Source organism: Arthrobacter sp. GW822-FHT05G07 (genome assembly GCF_058799755.1).
Genome location: NZ_JBXALT010000012.1, coordinates 161,010 through 174,741, shown reverse-complemented (window position 1 = coordinate 174,741; position 13,732 = coordinate 161,010). Strand labels below are relative to the sequence as shown.

The following is a 13,732-nucleotide window of genomic DNA, read 5'->3' as shown; positions in this document are numbered from 1 at the left end:
CGGCCTGTGTAGACCATGCACGTCAGTGCAGGCGCTGCCTAAGATGAGCGCCGCGTTGCGCTGCCTATTTCGACGGGCAGATGTAGTCGTAGTCGAGTCCGGCTGACACGTACTGGGTCAGTGTTACCCTGCTGCCAGGGGTGAGCCCAGGAAGAGAACAATTCGACTTCGCTCCCCGCAGCGTTCTGGCACCTGCAAGCCAGCTTGGCAGACCCGTCAAGGGGCTGCTTGATGGCACGGCCCCGGCGATGGTTCCCCACTGATTGCTTGTTGAGTAAATCCCGACACCGGCAGGCTTAAGGTCGGCGGTCTTATGGTTGGTAGTGATGGTTTTGAAGTAGTCGACCATCCCTTCTAGGGTTGCCCGATTCAGGGCTGTGCTGTTAGGCTCTCCGGCCTGCCAGCTGTTGCCCGTCTCCACGTCCAGCCACCAGAAATAGCTGCCGGGGTCTGTCACGCCTCGGATAGTGGCGTCCTCATAAGCCCTCACGTAGCCGTACACGAATGAGCAGGCGAGGTTGACCGGGCCCCTTGTTGCGCCTTCGAATTCGGGCCCGCATTCACCGTAGCGGTCTGGGGGGACCACCACGTCTTTGTAGACGTTGGACCATGGCCACCAGGAGCCCTCATGTCCTGGGTTGGCAGTGTTCACGTATAAAGAAACTTGGGGCTGGGCAGGGTGGTTCCCGGTTCCGGTGGTCTTTGTCTTAGCCCATTCGATTTGAGCAGCGAAGCAAGGGTTGTTGTTATTGGCCAGTCCACCGTTCACGCCCACGATCGCGAATGCCTGCCCGAGGGGAAGGGTATTCATCTTGTCGCACTGGGGCCAGGAGATGTCGATGCCAACCGGGTCCTTACTCTGGGACGGCGGAGCCGCTGCCACCGGAGCTATTCCTGTGGCGAACAGCCCAATAAGGACCAGGAACGCGCCCGCCATTCTTATCCCGAAACCGGTCATGTCCAAGGCTCCCGTCACCCATGCGTCTGTACATCGAGGTGGTAAAACCTTACGCTCGGGCGCCAAGGGGAGATAGTGCAACGTCCCCTATTTCGTCCCCGAATGGAAATGAGTCGTGGGACTTGTTCCTTGTCTCGTAACCCTTGATTTCCAAGACACTCCTGACGAGCACCTGCACCAGGGCGGGTCTACATCATCAGGGGCGGCGCTACAGCCTGGCGTAGGCCCAGCCGTCCCATTGACGCCGCACCAGGTGGGCGATGGCTGTCGGCGCCGTGCCAATGCCTGGGACGAGGGCTTTGTCGTCCATGCCCGCTGAGCGCATGCTGTTGCCACAGGCGAGGATATCCACGTGGAGTTGCCCGGCGTTTGTGATGGCTTCCGTGGCGGGTGAGTTTGTGGCGAGGAGTTTGACGCCGGGCCCGGCCTGCTTAGTCTCTGGAACCGTTGTTTGCATGGACATCTCTACTTCGCCATTTCGCCCAGGTCGGCGAGGGCCTTTCGGAGGCGCGTGCCGGCGTCGTCGGCGATCTCCTTGACGGCCGGTGCGGCGCTGAGCTTGACCATGGTCTGGGGGTCGATGGCTTCCACCGTGGTCAGTTCTGCATCCTTGTTCCGGCGCACCACAACATTGCACGGCAGCAGCGCGCCGATTTCAGGTTCCGCGGCGAGGGCGCGGTTGGCCAGGGCCGGGTTGCAGGCCCCAAGAATCACGTAGTCGCCAATGGCATCGGCGGCTTTGGCCCCAAGCTTGGCTTCGAAGGTGGAACGGACGTTGATTTCGGTGAGGATCCCGAATCCCTGAGCGGACAGGGCGTCCCGGGTGCGGTCCAGAGCCTCGGTCCACGGAAGGTCAACGGTGGCGGTCAGGGTGTACGTCATGGTTCTCCTTGGGCTGCTCGACAGTTGGTCTGATTAGGCGAGGGAGAGGAAGAGTTTCTCCAGGTCTTTCTTGTCCATCGTTGCGTCCTTTTGGACGATGCACTGCTCGAGGCCAGTTGCGATGATGGCGAACCCTGCCCGGTCCAGCGCCTTCGATACGGCTGCGAGTTGAGTGACGACGTCCTTGCAGTCCCGGCCTTCTTCCAGCATTCGGGTGACTGCGGACAGTTGGCCCTGGGCGCGCTTGAGACGGTTGATGACAGGGGTCAGTTCTGAGGGATTGAGTTCCACGGGTTTCTCCAACTATTGGTGACTTCCCTCAATCTTATACCCCCTAGGGTGTTTTGACTACCCCCCGGGGTATCTGCAATACTCGGTGGGGTATCCAGCCGACCCCTTCCGAGAGGCCAACCATGACTTCCAGTTCCGCGGCAACAGCCGTTACTGCACTCGCCCCTGAAACCCTCCAGTCCTGGTTCAAAGAGCACCGGGACCTCGTGGTGATCGACGTGCGTTCCGCCGCTGAGTTCGAATCCATGCATATCCGTGGCTCCTACAACGTGCCCTTGCCGCTCTTGTCCGAGCACACGGACGAGCTCGCCGCCCGGCTGGGTTCCCGCGTGGTCCTGGTCTGCCAGTCCGGCGTGCGAGCCGAGCAGGCCCGCCAGCGTCTTGCCAAGGCCGGGATTGACACCGCCTATGTCCTGACCGGTGGTGCGCCCGGTCTCGCCGCCGCCGGCGGTGACGTGGTCAAGGGCAAGGACCGCTGGGACCTGGAGCGGCAGGTCCGCCTTGTGGCCGGTTCCCTGGTGGTCCTGGGCCTGGCCGGCGGCAAGTTCATCTCCCCGAAGATCCGGACGCTTGCCGGGGTGATCGGCACCGGCCTGACGTTCTCGGCCGCGACCAACACCTGCGCTATGGGCAAGGCCATCTCGGCCATGCCGTGGAACAAGGCCGCTATGGAGCCCACCCGCGAAAGCGCCATCCTTGCCCTGCCCGTCAACACCGGGGGGAATGCCGAGGCCAAGGCATCATGACCTTCACCCTGCTCCTGGTTCTTGCCCTGTCGGTGGTGATCGGACTCTCGCTCGGCGTCCTAGGCGGTGGCGGATCCATCCTGACAGTCCCGATCCTGGTCTACGTGGCCGGGTTCGAGGCCAAGGAAGCGATCGCAGCGTCACTGTTCGTCGTGGGCGTCACCTCCGCGGTGAGCGTAATCAGCCATGCCCGCGGGGGCAGGGTGATGTGGCGGACCGGCCTGATCTTCGGCGCGTCCGGCATGGCTGGCGCATTCGTCGGCGGCCTCCTCGGCGGGCATATCCCCGGCCAGATCCTGCTTATAGCCTTCGCCGTCATGATGGTGGCCACCTCCGTGGCCATGCTCCGCGGCCGGAAAAAGAAGAACGACGACGGCGCCGCGCCGGTCAAGCACGAACTGCCCATTGGGCGGGTCCTGCTGGACGGCGCTGTCGTCGGGCTCATCACCGGTCTGGTCGGCGCAGGCGGCGGATTCCTCGTGGTCCCGGCCCTGGCGCTGCTCGGCGGCCTGCCGATGTCCGTGGCCGTGGGCACCTCCCTGGTGGTCATCGCCATGAAGTCCTTCGCCGGGCTCGCCGGATACCTCACCACCGTCCAGCTCGACTGGGGCCTCACCCTCGGAGTGACCGCTGCCGCCATCATTGGCTCGCTCATCGGCTCCAAACTCGCCGGCCGCATCCCGGAATCCGCCTTGCGCAAAGCCTTCGGCTGGTTCGTCCTGGCCATGGGAACCTTCGTCCTCATCCAGCAAGCCCCGGCCGACCTCCGGTGGTTCATCGCCGCCGGAGTCGCAGCCCTCGCCGCAGCCACTGCGGGCATCTGCTGGTTCTTCATCAGCTCCTGCCCCCTGCGCAACCGCACCGGCCGCCGCAGCAGAATCCCCTCACCCGCCTGAACTCATCACCACCAAGGAGAACACCATGGGCCTCATCAGCTCTCTGAAAAAAGCCTTCAGCAAGCCCTGCACAACGGTCTCAGTCGCTGAGGCCAAGGACCTCCTGTCCTCAGGCGCCGTGCTGATCGATGTCCGCTCCGCCCAAGAATGGCGCTCCGGACGGGCACCCCAGGCCAAGCACATCCCCCTGGACCGACTGCAAACCAGCCCCGCCGGAATCAACAAGAACAAACCTGTCATCGCCGTCTGCGCCTCCGGAGTCCGTTCCGCCTCGGCCGCCCGGCTCCTCGCCTCGCAGGGGTACCAGGCCTACTCCCTGCGTGGCGGCATGAGCGCCTGGCGCTCGGCCGGCGAGCCTGTCCGCTAGCAGCAGCCCACTATTTCGAAGGAGAATCCCATGGCTGAAATCACCATCCCCGAAGCCGAACAGCGTCGCTCTACCGCCCAAATCCTCGATGTCCGCGAAGACTTCGAGATCGCCGAAGGCATGATCCCCGGCGCCCTGCACATCCCCATGGGCCAACTGCAGGCACGCCTGTCCGAACTGGACCCCGCAGTCCCCGTCATCGCCGTCTGCCGCAGCGGCAACCGTTCAGCCCGCGTCGCCGACGCCCTGAACGGAGCCGGCTACACGGCGGACACGATGGGCGGCGGGATGATCGCCTGGACCCGCGCCGGCCTGCCCACTACTTAAGTCCTGCATCCGCGGGCACCCCCCCCACACAGCGCCTGAAAGGAAGCGAAAAGACCATGGCAACCACTGACATCACCGAACAGAACTTCGCCCAGACCCTGGACGACAACGAGATCGTCTTCGTTGACTTCTGGGCAGCGTGGTGCGGCCCGTGCCGCATGTTCGCCCCCACCTATGGAGCCGCGGCGGAACGGCACCCGGACATTATCTTCGCCAAGGTGGACACGGAAGCAGAACAGGCCCTCGCCGCAGCAGCGAGCATCACCTCCATCCCCACGCTGATGGCTTTCAAGGACAAGACCCTGGTCTTCTCCCAGCCCGGCGCGCTCAACGCCACCGGCCTCGAGGAAGTCATCCAGGCCGTCAAGAACGTCGATATGAATGAACTCCGCGCCCAGGCCGGACCCCTGAACGTGTGACTCAATGCCAGGCGCCCATGCGTACCGCACTGTCACGGCAGACGAACTCGCCACGGTATGGCCGCACGCCACACTCGTGGACGTGCGCAGCCGTGAAGAGCACGCCGCCGCGCATGTGGCGGGGAGCCTCAACATCCCACTCGACGAACTGCCCTCCCGGCTCGCCGACCTGCCCAACAACACCATCTATGTGCTGTGCGGGTCAGGAAAACGCAGCAGCCAGGCCGCACGGATCCTTACCGATCGCGGATACCAGACGGTCAACGTAGCCGGCGGGATCACCGAGTGGTACCGGGCAGGCCATCCCGTCACCTACCAACAAGCCCCGGACAACCCGTCGAGGCAACAGCCGGGCCATGCGCTGGCAGGTCCGCGCAGGCTCCTGCGCAGGCTGGTCCGCACGAAATCTACCTAGCCGCACACCGCCTGCATTATACCCCCAGGGGTATATACTGGATGCAGGACCAAGCCCCCCCCAAACCCTTTCAATCGAAGGAGATGCACCAGATGCTTATCGAGCGCATTTACGATGAAGACCTCGCCCAAGCCAGCTACCTGATCGGCTGCCAGGCCAACGGCACTGCCGTTGTTGTCGACGGCCGCCGCGACATCGCCGTCTACCAGGAACTGGCTGAAAAGAACGGCATGAAGATCGTGGCCGTCACCGAAACCCACATCCACGCCGACTACCTCTCCGGCACCCGCGAACTCGCCGCCGCCACCGGAGCGAAGATTTACGTCTCCGGCGAAGGCGGACCGGACTGGCAGTACGAATTCGACGGCGAACGCCTCTACGACGGCGACAGGATCACCATCGGCAACATCAGCATCCAAGCCGTTCACACCCCGGGCCACACACCGGAGCACCTTTCCTTCCTAGTCACCGACGGCGCCTTCAGTGACCAGCCCGGCTACCTGCTCTCCGGCGACTTCGTCTTCTCCGGTGACCTGGGCCGGCCGGACTTGCTGGACGAGGCAGCCGGCGGGACCGACACCCGTTTCGAAGGTGCCAAGCAGCTGTTCGCGAGCCTGCGGGACAAGTTCCTGGCCCTGCCGGACTACGTGCAGGTCCACCCGGCCCACGGCGCCGGCAGTGCCTGCGGCAAGGCGCTCGGCGCCATCCCGTCCTCCACGGTGGGCTACGAGCGGCTCTACTCCTGGTGGGGCCCCTACCTCGCCGCCAATGACGAGCAGGGCTTCATTGATGAGCTCCTTGACGGCCAGCCCGATGCGCACGCCTACTTCGGCCGGATGAAGCGGGAAAACCGTGAAGGTCCCGCCGTGATGGGTGAGCGGGCGCCGCTGCCCGAACTGGCAACCGGCATCGTTGCTGCAGGTCTTGCCGAAGATGCCCTGACCTTCATCGACACCCGCTCCAACAGCGAAGTCCACGAAGGCACGGTAGCCCGTTCCCTGAACGTCCCGGCCGGCAAGTCTGTGGCCAGCTACGGCGCCTGGGTAGTGAACCCTGAGACGGACAAGAACCCGCTGGTACTCCTCGCTCAGGACCAGGAACAGGCCATGGACCTGTGGGACCACCTGGTTCGGGTCGGCATCGAGAACGTCGCCGGCTACGTCACCAGCATCGAAGGACTTCCCATGTCCACGCCGAAGCTGATCCAGCCAGAGGAGCTGCAGGGTTCTGACGTCGCCTTGGTCGTGGACGTCCGCAACCGCAGCGAACACATCGCCGGGAACATCCCCGGCTCGTACCAGCTCAGTGGCGGCCGGATCATGTGGCACCTGGACAAGCTCCCCGCCGAGGGCACCATCGTCACGTACTGCCAGTCCGGTGTCCGGAACTCGGTGGTGGCCGGCGCCCTGCGCCGGGCCGGGTACGACGTCGTCGAACTCGATGGCAGCTACGCTGCCTGGGACGCCTTCCAGCAGACCCGCCAGAGCGCCGTCTCAGCACAGTAGCCTCTAAGACCGCCCGGACGCGTTCCCCCACGCGTCCGGGCACCTTTTATGTCCCCGGCACGAAGGCGAGAATCCCGGAATGGCCAGAACAAAGGCGGGAAGCACCTTGGACTCCACCGGCGTCACTCTGGGCCTGCGACAGAACCTGGCGCAGTTCATGCTGCTGGTTGCAGTCAACGCCCTGGTGGGCGGCACTCTTGGCCAGGAGCGCACCGTGCTGCCGTTGCTGGCAGGGCAGGTTTTCCACCTGGACCTATACACAAGCGCACTGACCTACATCCTCGCCTTCGGCCTGTCCAAGGCCGCGACAAACTACTTCGCGGGAACACTCTCTGACCGGTACGGCCGTAAACCCGTCCTCGTCACTGGATGGCTGGTAGCGATACCCGTCCCGCTCATGCTCATCTTTGGCCCGTCATGGGGATGGATTGTCGCGGCCAACGTCTTCCTCGGCATCAGCCAGGGCCTAACCTGGTCCACCGCCGTAATCATGAAAATGGACCTGACCGGCCCGAAACAGCGCGGCCTCGCCATGGGTTTGAACGAAGCGGCAGGCTACCTCGGCGTCGCCGTCACTGCCCTCGCGACCGGGTACATTGCCTCCGCCTATGGCCTCCGGCCCGGCCCGTTCCTCCTCGGAGCCGCCTACATCGCCCTCGGGTTAGGCCTGTCAGTCCTGACCATTCGCGAGACCCACCACCATGCCAAGACGGAAGCCTCCCAGCACGTAAGTGCACACAAGAGTGCCGACGCCGGCCTCACCACGGGACAGGTTTTCACCCTCACCAGCTTCAAGGACCGCTCACTTTCCGCAGCCAGCCAGGCAGGACTGGTGAACAACCTCAACGACGGCCTCGCCTGGGGCCTCTTTCCGGTCCTCTTTGTCAGCGCCGGGCTAAACCTGAACCAGGTAGGGATCCTGGCCGCCGTTTATCCAGCGGTCTGGGGCGCCGGGCAACTTTTCACCGGTGCCGCCTCAGACCGGTGGGGCCGCAAATGGTTCATTGTGACTGGCATGATTGTCCAAGCCGCGGGACTGGCAATAGTCGCCGCAGCCCACAGTTTCGGGCTCTGGCTCATCGCCGCAGTCCTCCTCGGTATCGGAACGGCTATGGTCTACCCCGCCCTCCTCGCCGCCATCGGGGACGTCGCACACCCCACCTGGCGGGCCCGCTCCGTCGGGATCTACCGCCTCTGGCGTGACGGCGGCTTCGCCATCGGTGCACTCCTGTCAGGTTTTCTCGCAGACCTGTATGGGATTCCCGCCGCCATCGCCACCGTCGCTGCATTGACAGCCGCCTCCGGTCTGGTGGTCGCCGTTCGAATGCGCGGCAACGACCACATGACCGGGTAGAAACTGGCCCTTGGCCCGGCACCACGTCGATCTAACGCCATTTCGCGTGGAACGCGATGGAAGATGTTGGTGGTGTGGTGCCATAGCTGACAGCCAGGAACACAAATACAAACGAACGGATCTGGCGCGCATGCAAGGCGATGGGCCGAATCTTGTATGGGGTGGTGATGAAGAAAGGCTCCACTACATCAAGAGCATTAGAAAGTCGTCCGCCGTCCGGATTGAGAAAGCCCTGTGTAGGCGATGCAACGACACTCGCAGCCAGCCTTTTGACCGAGCTTATGAAACGTACTCGGCGTACGTCTGGGAAAACGCGGAGACTCTGTGGGATGCCGCAGGGTTGGATATGAGGGCGATCTTTGCTGGCTTGTACGAGTTCTGGCCCGATCCGGAGCTGCCCGAAGATGACCCTGAACGCTGGATGCTGACCTGCGCGGTGCTGACCACAACGAGCCAGGACGCGTTGGGGCACGTGCACGACAGATCGTCCGTCATCTCCGAAACACCTCTCCGCGGAATGGCTCGACCCGGACCTAACCGATAAAGCTGACGTCCAACACCTCAAAGAGTCCCTGCCGGAACCCACGCTAACTCCGCGCATCGTCACCGCCCGCGTGAACAGCACGGGGCAACAGCGCCCCGAGCTGATGAACCAGCTTAGGGGCGGTTCTGCAGGCAGAATGACCTCGTTAGGGTAGCCTTTTACGGCGCCCTAACCTTTCGCTGCGCCGCAGCAACTTTCTTTCTCCCCTAAAATCAACCCAGCTCAATCTATTGACGCCTCCGATTCCCCATGACACCATGATGACCACATGTTGATACCGGTATCAACATGTTTCAACTCTCTCAGCGTCATATTGAAAGGACCATCCGTGCTTGGCTTCAAAGAAGAGGAATTCCTCACGCAGACCCGCAGTGCACTGGCGTTGCAGGGACAGATCGAATCGGTGGTTGACTCCGTCCAGCAGCGGGGACTGACCAACCTGTTCCTCATCGGCGCCGGCGGAACCTACGCCGCGATGCTGCCGTACGAGCACTTCATCCGGTCCCGCTCCACCCTGCCTGTCCGCGCGTCCATCGGCAAAGAGCTCATGCTCACGGATGACCCCACGTTCGGCCCCGGTTCCGTGGCTGTCTTTGCCTCCGTTTCGGGCACTACGGAAGACGTTATCGAGGCCATCGAGTTTGCCAAGGCCAAGGGCGCCTACACCGTTGGGTTTACAGGATTCGGAGATAGCCCCTTCGCCAAAGCCCTCGATGTCGCCCTGGTGACCGAACCCAAAACCTGGCCGTTCGACATTCCCATGATTCTCTTGAGCGCCCGACTCCTCGCGGCGCGGGGCGAATTTGAAGGATACGAAGAGCTGGCAACGGAACTAATGACCGTCCCCGAAAGCTTGGTCGGCGTCGCCCGTCAAGCAGAATCCGTGGCGGAAGCGTTTGCCGAGAAGAACAAGGATGCTGACTACCATTTCCTGGTTGGCACCGGAAACTTGTGGGGTCTCACCTACCTCTATTCAATGTGCATCCTGGAAGAGATGCAGTGGCTCCGGACCACCCGCGTGCACGGCGCAGAGTTCTTCCACGGCTCCTTGGAACTCATTGAGGAAGACACCAGCCTCATGCTGCTCCTGGGAGAGGACGAGACCCGCCCGCTGATGGACCGCGTGGCCAAGTTCGCCGAAAACTACAACAAGAACACCACCTTGCTGGACAGCAAGGACTACGATCTGCCGGGCGTCAGCCCTCGTTTCCGTGCGCTCCTGGCCCCGCTGATTTTGGACACCGTCCTGGACAGGTTCAGCAAGCACCTCGAACGCGTCCGCAACCACTCCCTGGATCTGCGCCGCTACTACCGAGTGGTGGAGTACTGACCGTTCGCCGCACCCCGAACGGGGGAGTAGCGCCACGCTGCGGGCCCGGCTCTGTCCGGGCCCGCAGATTCGAGACAGGAAGAGCATGAAAGTAATCGGATTCGGGGACAACATTGTGGACCGTTTTCTCGACCGCAAAGTGATGTATCCCGGGGGAAACTGCGTTAACGTCGCGGTCTTCGCCCGCCGGCTGGGCGCTGAATCCGCCTATCTCGGCGTCTTTGGCTCGGATCCTCTAGGGGCTTTTGTCCGCGATGCCATAGATGCGGAGGGTGTCGATACCAGTCAGTGCATCATCCGCGACGGCCTCAATGGGGTCACCGAAATCAAGGTAGTGGACGGTGACCGTATCTTCCTGGGATGGAACGACGGAGGTGTCACCACAAGTGATCCCTTCATGCTTGAAGAGGAACACCTCACGTATTTGGCCTCAGCCGATCTGGTGCATTCGAGCGTCTATTCCGCGTCGGAGGACCAGTTGCCTGCCGTGAGAACCACCAAAACGCTGGTCAGTTTTGACTACTCGTCGGAGCCGGAACGTCGAACAGACTCCTATCTAACCCGAACGGCGCCCAACGTGGACCTGGCGCTCTTGTCGTGCGGAAACATGACCGTTGCCGCCGTCGAAAATGACCTCAAGCGAGTACACGCAGCGGGCGTTTCGCTTGCGGTGGGGACGCGCGGGCAGTCAGGCGCAATGATGTACGACGGCGAACGCTTCCTCACTCAGGCAGCGGCACCCACCGACCCGCTGCGGTTCGCGGACACCATGGGGTGCGGGGATGCCTTCCTGGCGGGACTCGTGGTCAGCCTGCTTGGCTCAGGCTGGAGCCGGGCGTACCGGCCGCCGGCCGACGCTTTGCAGAAAGCCCTGGCTCGTGGCGCGGAGTCGGCCGCGGCTCAGTGTTATGTGGAGGGCGCCTTTGGATACGGCAGGGCAGTCGAGGTAGCGGCCAGGCAGTCGCGGTAGCTACTAGGATCTGATGCAGAGACAAATCAACGGACGGAACCGCAAACGCCGATTCCACAACTGAAGGGGGCCGGATGGCGACGGATCATCAGAACCACCCGGCTGCCCCCACCATTACCGAAGTAGCAGCAGCTGCGGGAGTGGGGAGGGCCACGGTCGCCCGAACCCTTGGGAACTATGGTTCGGTCAGTGAAGCCACGCGTGCCAAGGTGATGCGGGCCGCCGAGAAATTGGGCTACCAACCGAACACGCTGGCTAGAAGCATGACCACAGGGGTCACCAAAACCCTTGGAATTGTGCTGGCGGATGTGGCCAACCCGTTCTTCTCGGGCGTGCTCAAAGGCATCTCGGAAACGGCGAAAACGGCCGGCTATGACGCCATCATCCTGAGCACTGACGAGAAGCTTGAGCTCGAGCGCGATGCCATTGCCGTTTTACTGGCAAAGCAAGTGGATGGCCTTGTGGTGGCCTCCGCGGCCGGCCGAAGCGACGATGTCTCGCATCTGTCCAATGCCATTGACCGTGGAACTCCTGTAGTGCTTATCGACCGTTTGGTGGACAAGCTGGAGACGGATTCGGTGGTCATCGACAACCGGGAAGCTGCGCGATCGGCCGTAGCGTCGCTCATTCACAACGGTCATCGGCGCATAGCATTCGCCTGGGGGCCGGTGACCCTGAGTCCGGCGACGGACTTGAAACAAATGCACAGCATCCTGGACGAGGCCCTCTGGAGTGATGGTGAACGGCTGAGGGGTTACCTCGACGCGCTCGAAGAGGCCGGGATCCCTTTCGACACAGCTCTCATCACCCACGTTCTCAAGAATGAGGGCCAGGCGACGCGGGCTGTCAGTGGAATGCTGGCTTTGGCAGACCCGCCAACGGCCATCTTCACCACCGAGACCGAGGCGACGGTTGGGGCCCTTCATTCCTTGCGGGCCAAGAACCTTCGGCTGTTGAAGGACGTCTCCCTGATCGGGTTCGACGACAGCCCTTGGGCTGCCGTCATGGATCCGCCGCTGACCATGATCCAGCAACCCATGCGCCAGATGGGGGCGGTCGCTTCCCAGCAGCTCATTGCAAGGATCGACGGCGACACTTCTGCGCCGAAGAAGCACGTCCTGCCCTCGCAGCTCGTGGCCCGTTCATCAGACGGCCCTGTGCGCGCTGCCCGCGGCGAATAGAAATTCCCTCCTGTAATTTCCGTTAGGTCTCTTCCGCACGCACGTAAATCATGATTCACTGTGGTACCGGTATCACAAATTCCAACCCCTCCCCAAGTTCCGTCCTAAGAGTTACCCCTTCAGCCCGTCTGCGGTGAAGTACATCCCAACGGCGGGCATGACTTCCGACTCCCATAGGGACCCCGCTGATCGGCCCTTCGACCGAAAGAAGAAATGATGCGTAAAAACACCCAATCACTGATGGCATTGCTGGCTGGCGCCGCGCTGGCTCTTACCGGTTGTGCCGACGGCGGTAGCCAGCCGGCCGCTGTCCTGGACCCGAACGCTGAGCCACAGTACGCCGGGACCCTCAGTATCCTCACAAAGTTTGGTGGAGACCCGCTGGAGCCGTACTTTGAGGATCTGGCGGCGGAGTACAAGAAGCTGCACCCGGAAGTGTCCTTCGATCTCATCCAGGAGACGGACCAGAGCATCAAGGACAAGACCAAGACGCTGACTGCGTCCCAAGCCATGCCGGACATCTATTTCACCTGGGCTGGCAGCTGGGCCAACAACTTCATTGATGGGGGACTCGCAGCAGATCTGACCCCGGTCATTGCCCCTGGTACCGAGTGGGGCAACAACTTTGGCGAGTCCGCGCTGAAGGCCTTCGCCAAGGACGGCAAGTACTTCGCGGTTCCGCTCTACAACAACGGCAAGTTCATGGGTTACAACCAGCGCATCTTCAAAGAGCTGGGCCTGACACCGCCGTCCACTTTCGATGATCTGATTTCTTCCTGCTCGGTGCTGAAGGGAGCCGGCTACGAGCCGATCTCGTTCGGGAACAAGGATGGCTGGCCGGGGCTCCACTACCTGCAGCAACTCTTCGCCTACGAAGTGCCGGCCGATACGCTGCAAGCCGACTTCAGCCCGGCGACGGCCAAGCTCGAGGACAAGGGCTACCTCAAGGCAATGGACCAGTTCACCCGCTTGGTCAATGAGTGCACCGGCAGCGGCAAAGACTCCAACGGTGTCCTCTACACCACGGCACAGCAGGCCCTGGCTGAGGGCAAGTCAGGTATGTACTACCAGGAGATCCTTGAATTCGACTCCACTGCTTCCGCCGATTCAAAACTCAAGCAGGACGGTCTGGGCATCTTCAAGCTTCCCGCCGCCGCGGACGCCAAGGGCGATACACAAGCGATCGAAGGTTCCCCTGAGGGCTACATCATCAATGCGCGTTCCAAAAACGCCGCGCTTGCAGCTGATTTCATGAAGTTCGTAACCAACACGCAGAACGCAGCCAAACTCTCTGCCCCGCCATACGGCCAGCCCAGTGCGGTCAAGGGCGCGGTTTCCACGGAGAACTCTTCCGGACCTGTCATCGAGGGCATCAAGCAGGTGAACGAAGCATCCGCGGCGATCACCTGGCTGGACTCCGTCACTGTTCCCGCGGTTGCTGATGCCTGGTTGGCCGGTGGGGAAGCCTTGGTGGCCGGAACGCAAACCCCGGATCAGGTTCTTGCCTCTGTCCGGGCTGCTTCCAGTGCAGCGAAATAGCAGGACAC

The 13,732-nt window shown here is 62.5% G+C and carries 17 protein-coding genes; 13 read left to right on the top strand and 4 right to left on the bottom strand.

What is annotated here, in order from left to right; genetic code table 11:
* Nucleotides 1-64: 64 nt before the first annotated feature.
* From AC1RJY_RS20025 to AC1RJY_RS20010, 4 genes are all read right to left on the bottom strand, one after another.
* Nucleotides 65-976: a glycoside hydrolase family 25 domain-containing protein gene (locus AC1RJY_RS20025; protein WP_014920542.1), complete on the bottom strand. Its 912-nt coding sequence runs from the start codon at nucleotides 974-976 to the stop codon at nucleotides 65-67.
* A gap of 190 nt (nucleotides 977-1,166) precedes the next feature.
* Nucleotides 1,167-1,421: a DsrE family protein gene (locus AC1RJY_RS20020; RefSeq protein WP_014920543.1), complete on the bottom strand. Its 255-nt coding sequence runs from the start codon at nucleotides 1,419-1,421 to the stop codon at nucleotides 1,167-1,169.
* 2 nt (nucleotides 1,422-1,423) lie between these two features.
* A complete protein-coding gene (locus AC1RJY_RS20015) occupies nucleotides 1,424-1,840 on the bottom strand; it encodes a DUF302 domain-containing protein (protein WP_014920544.1) in 417 nt (138 codons plus the stop codon).
* A gap of 33 nt (nucleotides 1,841-1,873) precedes the next feature.
* On the bottom strand, nucleotides 1,874-2,131 hold the full coding sequence (locus tag AC1RJY_RS20010; protein WP_014920545.1) for a metal-sensitive transcriptional regulator: 258 nt from the start codon (nucleotides 2,129-2,131) through the stop codon (nucleotides 1,874-1,876).
* A gap of 122 nt (nucleotides 2,132-2,253) precedes the next feature.
* On the opposite strand from AC1RJY_RS20010, the gene AC1RJY_RS20005 reads away from it, so the two are divergent.
* The 13 genes from AC1RJY_RS20005 to AC1RJY_RS19945 all read left to right on the top strand — a co-directional run bounded on the left by AC1RJY_RS20005 (nucleotide 2,254) and on the right by AC1RJY_RS19945 (nucleotide 13,724).
* A complete protein-coding gene (locus tag AC1RJY_RS20005; RefSeq protein ID WP_014920546.1) occupies nucleotides 2,254-2,877 on the top strand; it encodes a rhodanese-like domain-containing protein in 624 nt (207 codons plus the stop codon).
* On the top strand, nucleotides 2,874-3,773 hold the full coding sequence (locus AC1RJY_RS20000) for a sulfite exporter TauE/SafE family protein (RefSeq protein WP_014920547.1): 900 nt from the start codon (nucleotides 2,874-2,876) through the stop codon (nucleotides 3,771-3,773). The genes AC1RJY_RS20005 and AC1RJY_RS20000 overlap by 4 nt, the downstream gene beginning before the upstream one ends.
* Nucleotides 3,774-3,798: 25 nt before the next feature.
* Entirely contained in the window at nucleotides 3,799-4,140 is a 342-nt protein-coding gene (locus AC1RJY_RS19995) for a rhodanese-like domain-containing protein (protein WP_014920548.1), read from the top strand.
* Between the two features lie 30 nt (nucleotides 4,141-4,170).
* The gene (locus AC1RJY_RS19990) at nucleotides 4,171-4,467 is read left to right on the top strand and encodes a rhodanese-like domain-containing protein (RefSeq protein ID WP_014920549.1); all 297 of its coding nucleotides are present in this window, start codon (nucleotides 4,171-4,173) and stop codon (nucleotides 4,465-4,467) included.
* Nucleotides 4,468-4,523: 56 nt separating this feature from the next.
* Nucleotides 4,524-4,886, top strand: a complete 363-nt coding sequence (locus tag AC1RJY_RS19985; protein WP_014920550.1) for a thioredoxin family protein — start codon at nucleotides 4,524-4,526, stop codon at nucleotides 4,884-4,886.
* A gap of 4 nt (nucleotides 4,887-4,890) precedes the next feature.
* Nucleotides 4,891-5,301, top strand: coding sequence for a rhodanese-like domain-containing protein (locus AC1RJY_RS19980; protein WP_014920551.1), 411 nt, complete (start codon nucleotides 4,891-4,893; stop codon nucleotides 5,299-5,301).
* Between the two features lie 92 nt (nucleotides 5,302-5,393).
* A complete protein-coding gene (locus AC1RJY_RS19975; RefSeq protein WP_498603090.1) occupies nucleotides 5,394-6,806 on the top strand; it encodes an MBL fold metallo-hydrolase in 1,413 nt (470 codons plus the stop codon).
* Nucleotides 6,807-6,885: 79 nt separating this feature from the next.
* Nucleotides 6,886-8,160 (top strand): MFS transporter, encoded by a 1,275-nt coding sequence (locus AC1RJY_RS19970; RefSeq protein ID WP_498603089.1) that lies wholly within the window; start codon nucleotides 6,886-6,888, stop codon nucleotides 8,158-8,160.
* 130 nt (nucleotides 8,161-8,290) lie between these two features.
* Nucleotides 8,291-8,704: an SOS response-associated peptidase family protein gene (locus AC1RJY_RS19965; RefSeq protein ID WP_498603102.1), complete on the top strand. Its 414-nt coding sequence runs from the start codon at nucleotides 8,291-8,293 to the stop codon at nucleotides 8,702-8,704.
* Between the two features lie 328 nt (nucleotides 8,705-9,032).
* Complete coding sequence (locus AC1RJY_RS19960) at nucleotides 9,033-10,034, top strand: SIS domain-containing protein (RefSeq protein ID WP_210064852.1); 1,002 nt, start codon at nucleotides 9,033-9,035, stop codon at nucleotides 10,032-10,034.
* A gap of 85 nt (nucleotides 10,035-10,119) precedes the next feature.
* The gene (locus AC1RJY_RS19955; protein WP_498603088.1) at nucleotides 10,120-11,004 is read left to right on the top strand and encodes a PfkB family carbohydrate kinase; all 885 of its coding nucleotides are present in this window, start codon (nucleotides 10,120-10,122) and stop codon (nucleotides 11,002-11,004) included.
* A 74-nt stretch (nucleotides 11,005-11,078) separates the two neighbouring features.
* On the top strand, nucleotides 11,079-12,185 hold the full coding sequence (locus AC1RJY_RS19950) for a LacI family DNA-binding transcriptional regulator (protein WP_011773198.1): 1,107 nt from the start codon (nucleotides 11,079-11,081) through the stop codon (nucleotides 12,183-12,185).
* A gap of 213 nt (nucleotides 12,186-12,398) precedes the next feature.
* A complete protein-coding gene (locus AC1RJY_RS19945; RefSeq protein WP_498603087.1) occupies nucleotides 12,399-13,724 on the top strand; it encodes an ABC transporter substrate-binding protein in 1,326 nt (441 codons plus the stop codon).
* The last annotated feature ends 8 nt before the right edge of the window (nucleotides 13,725-13,732 follow it).

Excerpts from the sequence above, each read along its gene's own strand:
- AC1RJY_RS19955 (WP_498603088.1), top strand. The coding sequence starts at position 10,120 with ATGAAAGTAATCGGATTCGGGGACAACATTGTGGACCGTTTTCTCGAC.
- AC1RJY_RS20005 (WP_014920546.1), top strand. The coding sequence starts at position 2,254 with ATGACTTCCAGTTCCGCGGCAACAGCCGTTACTGCACTCGCCCCTGAA.
- AC1RJY_RS20015 (WP_014920544.1), bottom strand. The coding sequence starts at position 1,840 with ATGACGTACACCCTGACCGCCACCGTTGACCTTCCGTGGACCGAGGCT.
- AC1RJY_RS19965 (WP_498603102.1), top strand. The coding sequence starts at position 8,291 with ATGCAAGGCGATGGGCCGAATCTTGTATGGGGTGGTGATGAAGAAAGG.
- AC1RJY_RS19950 (WP_011773198.1), top strand. The coding sequence starts at position 11,079 with ATGGCGACGGATCATCAGAACCACCCGGCTGCCCCCACCATTACCGAA.
- AC1RJY_RS19970 (WP_498603089.1), top strand. The coding sequence starts at position 6,886 with ATGGCCAGAACAAAGGCGGGAAGCACCTTGGACTCCACCGGCGTCACT.
- AC1RJY_RS19945 (WP_498603087.1), top strand. The coding sequence starts at position 12,399 with ATGATGCGTAAAAACACCCAATCACTGATGGCATTGCTGGCTGGCGCC.
- AC1RJY_RS19985 (WP_014920550.1), top strand. The coding sequence starts at position 4,524 with ATGGCAACCACTGACATCACCGAACAGAACTTCGCCCAGACCCTGGAC.
- AC1RJY_RS19990 (WP_014920549.1), top strand. The coding sequence starts at position 4,171 with ATGGCTGAAATCACCATCCCCGAAGCCGAACAGCGTCGCTCTACCGCC.
- AC1RJY_RS19975 (WP_498603090.1), top strand. The coding sequence starts at position 5,394 with ATGCTTATCGAGCGCATTTACGATGAAGACCTCGCCCAAGCCAGCTAC.
- AC1RJY_RS19980 (WP_014920551.1), top strand. The coding sequence starts at position 4,891 with ATGCCAGGCGCCCATGCGTACCGCACTGTCACGGCAGACGAACTCGCC.
- AC1RJY_RS19995 (WP_014920548.1), top strand. The coding sequence starts at position 3,799 with ATGGGCCTCATCAGCTCTCTGAAAAAAGCCTTCAGCAAGCCCTGCACA.
- AC1RJY_RS20000 (WP_014920547.1), top strand. The coding sequence starts at position 2,874 with ATGACCTTCACCCTGCTCCTGGTTCTTGCCCTGTCGGTGGTGATCGGA.
- AC1RJY_RS20020 (WP_014920543.1), bottom strand. The coding sequence starts at position 1,421 with ATGTCCATGCAAACAACGGTTCCAGAGACTAAGCAGGCCGGGCCCGGC.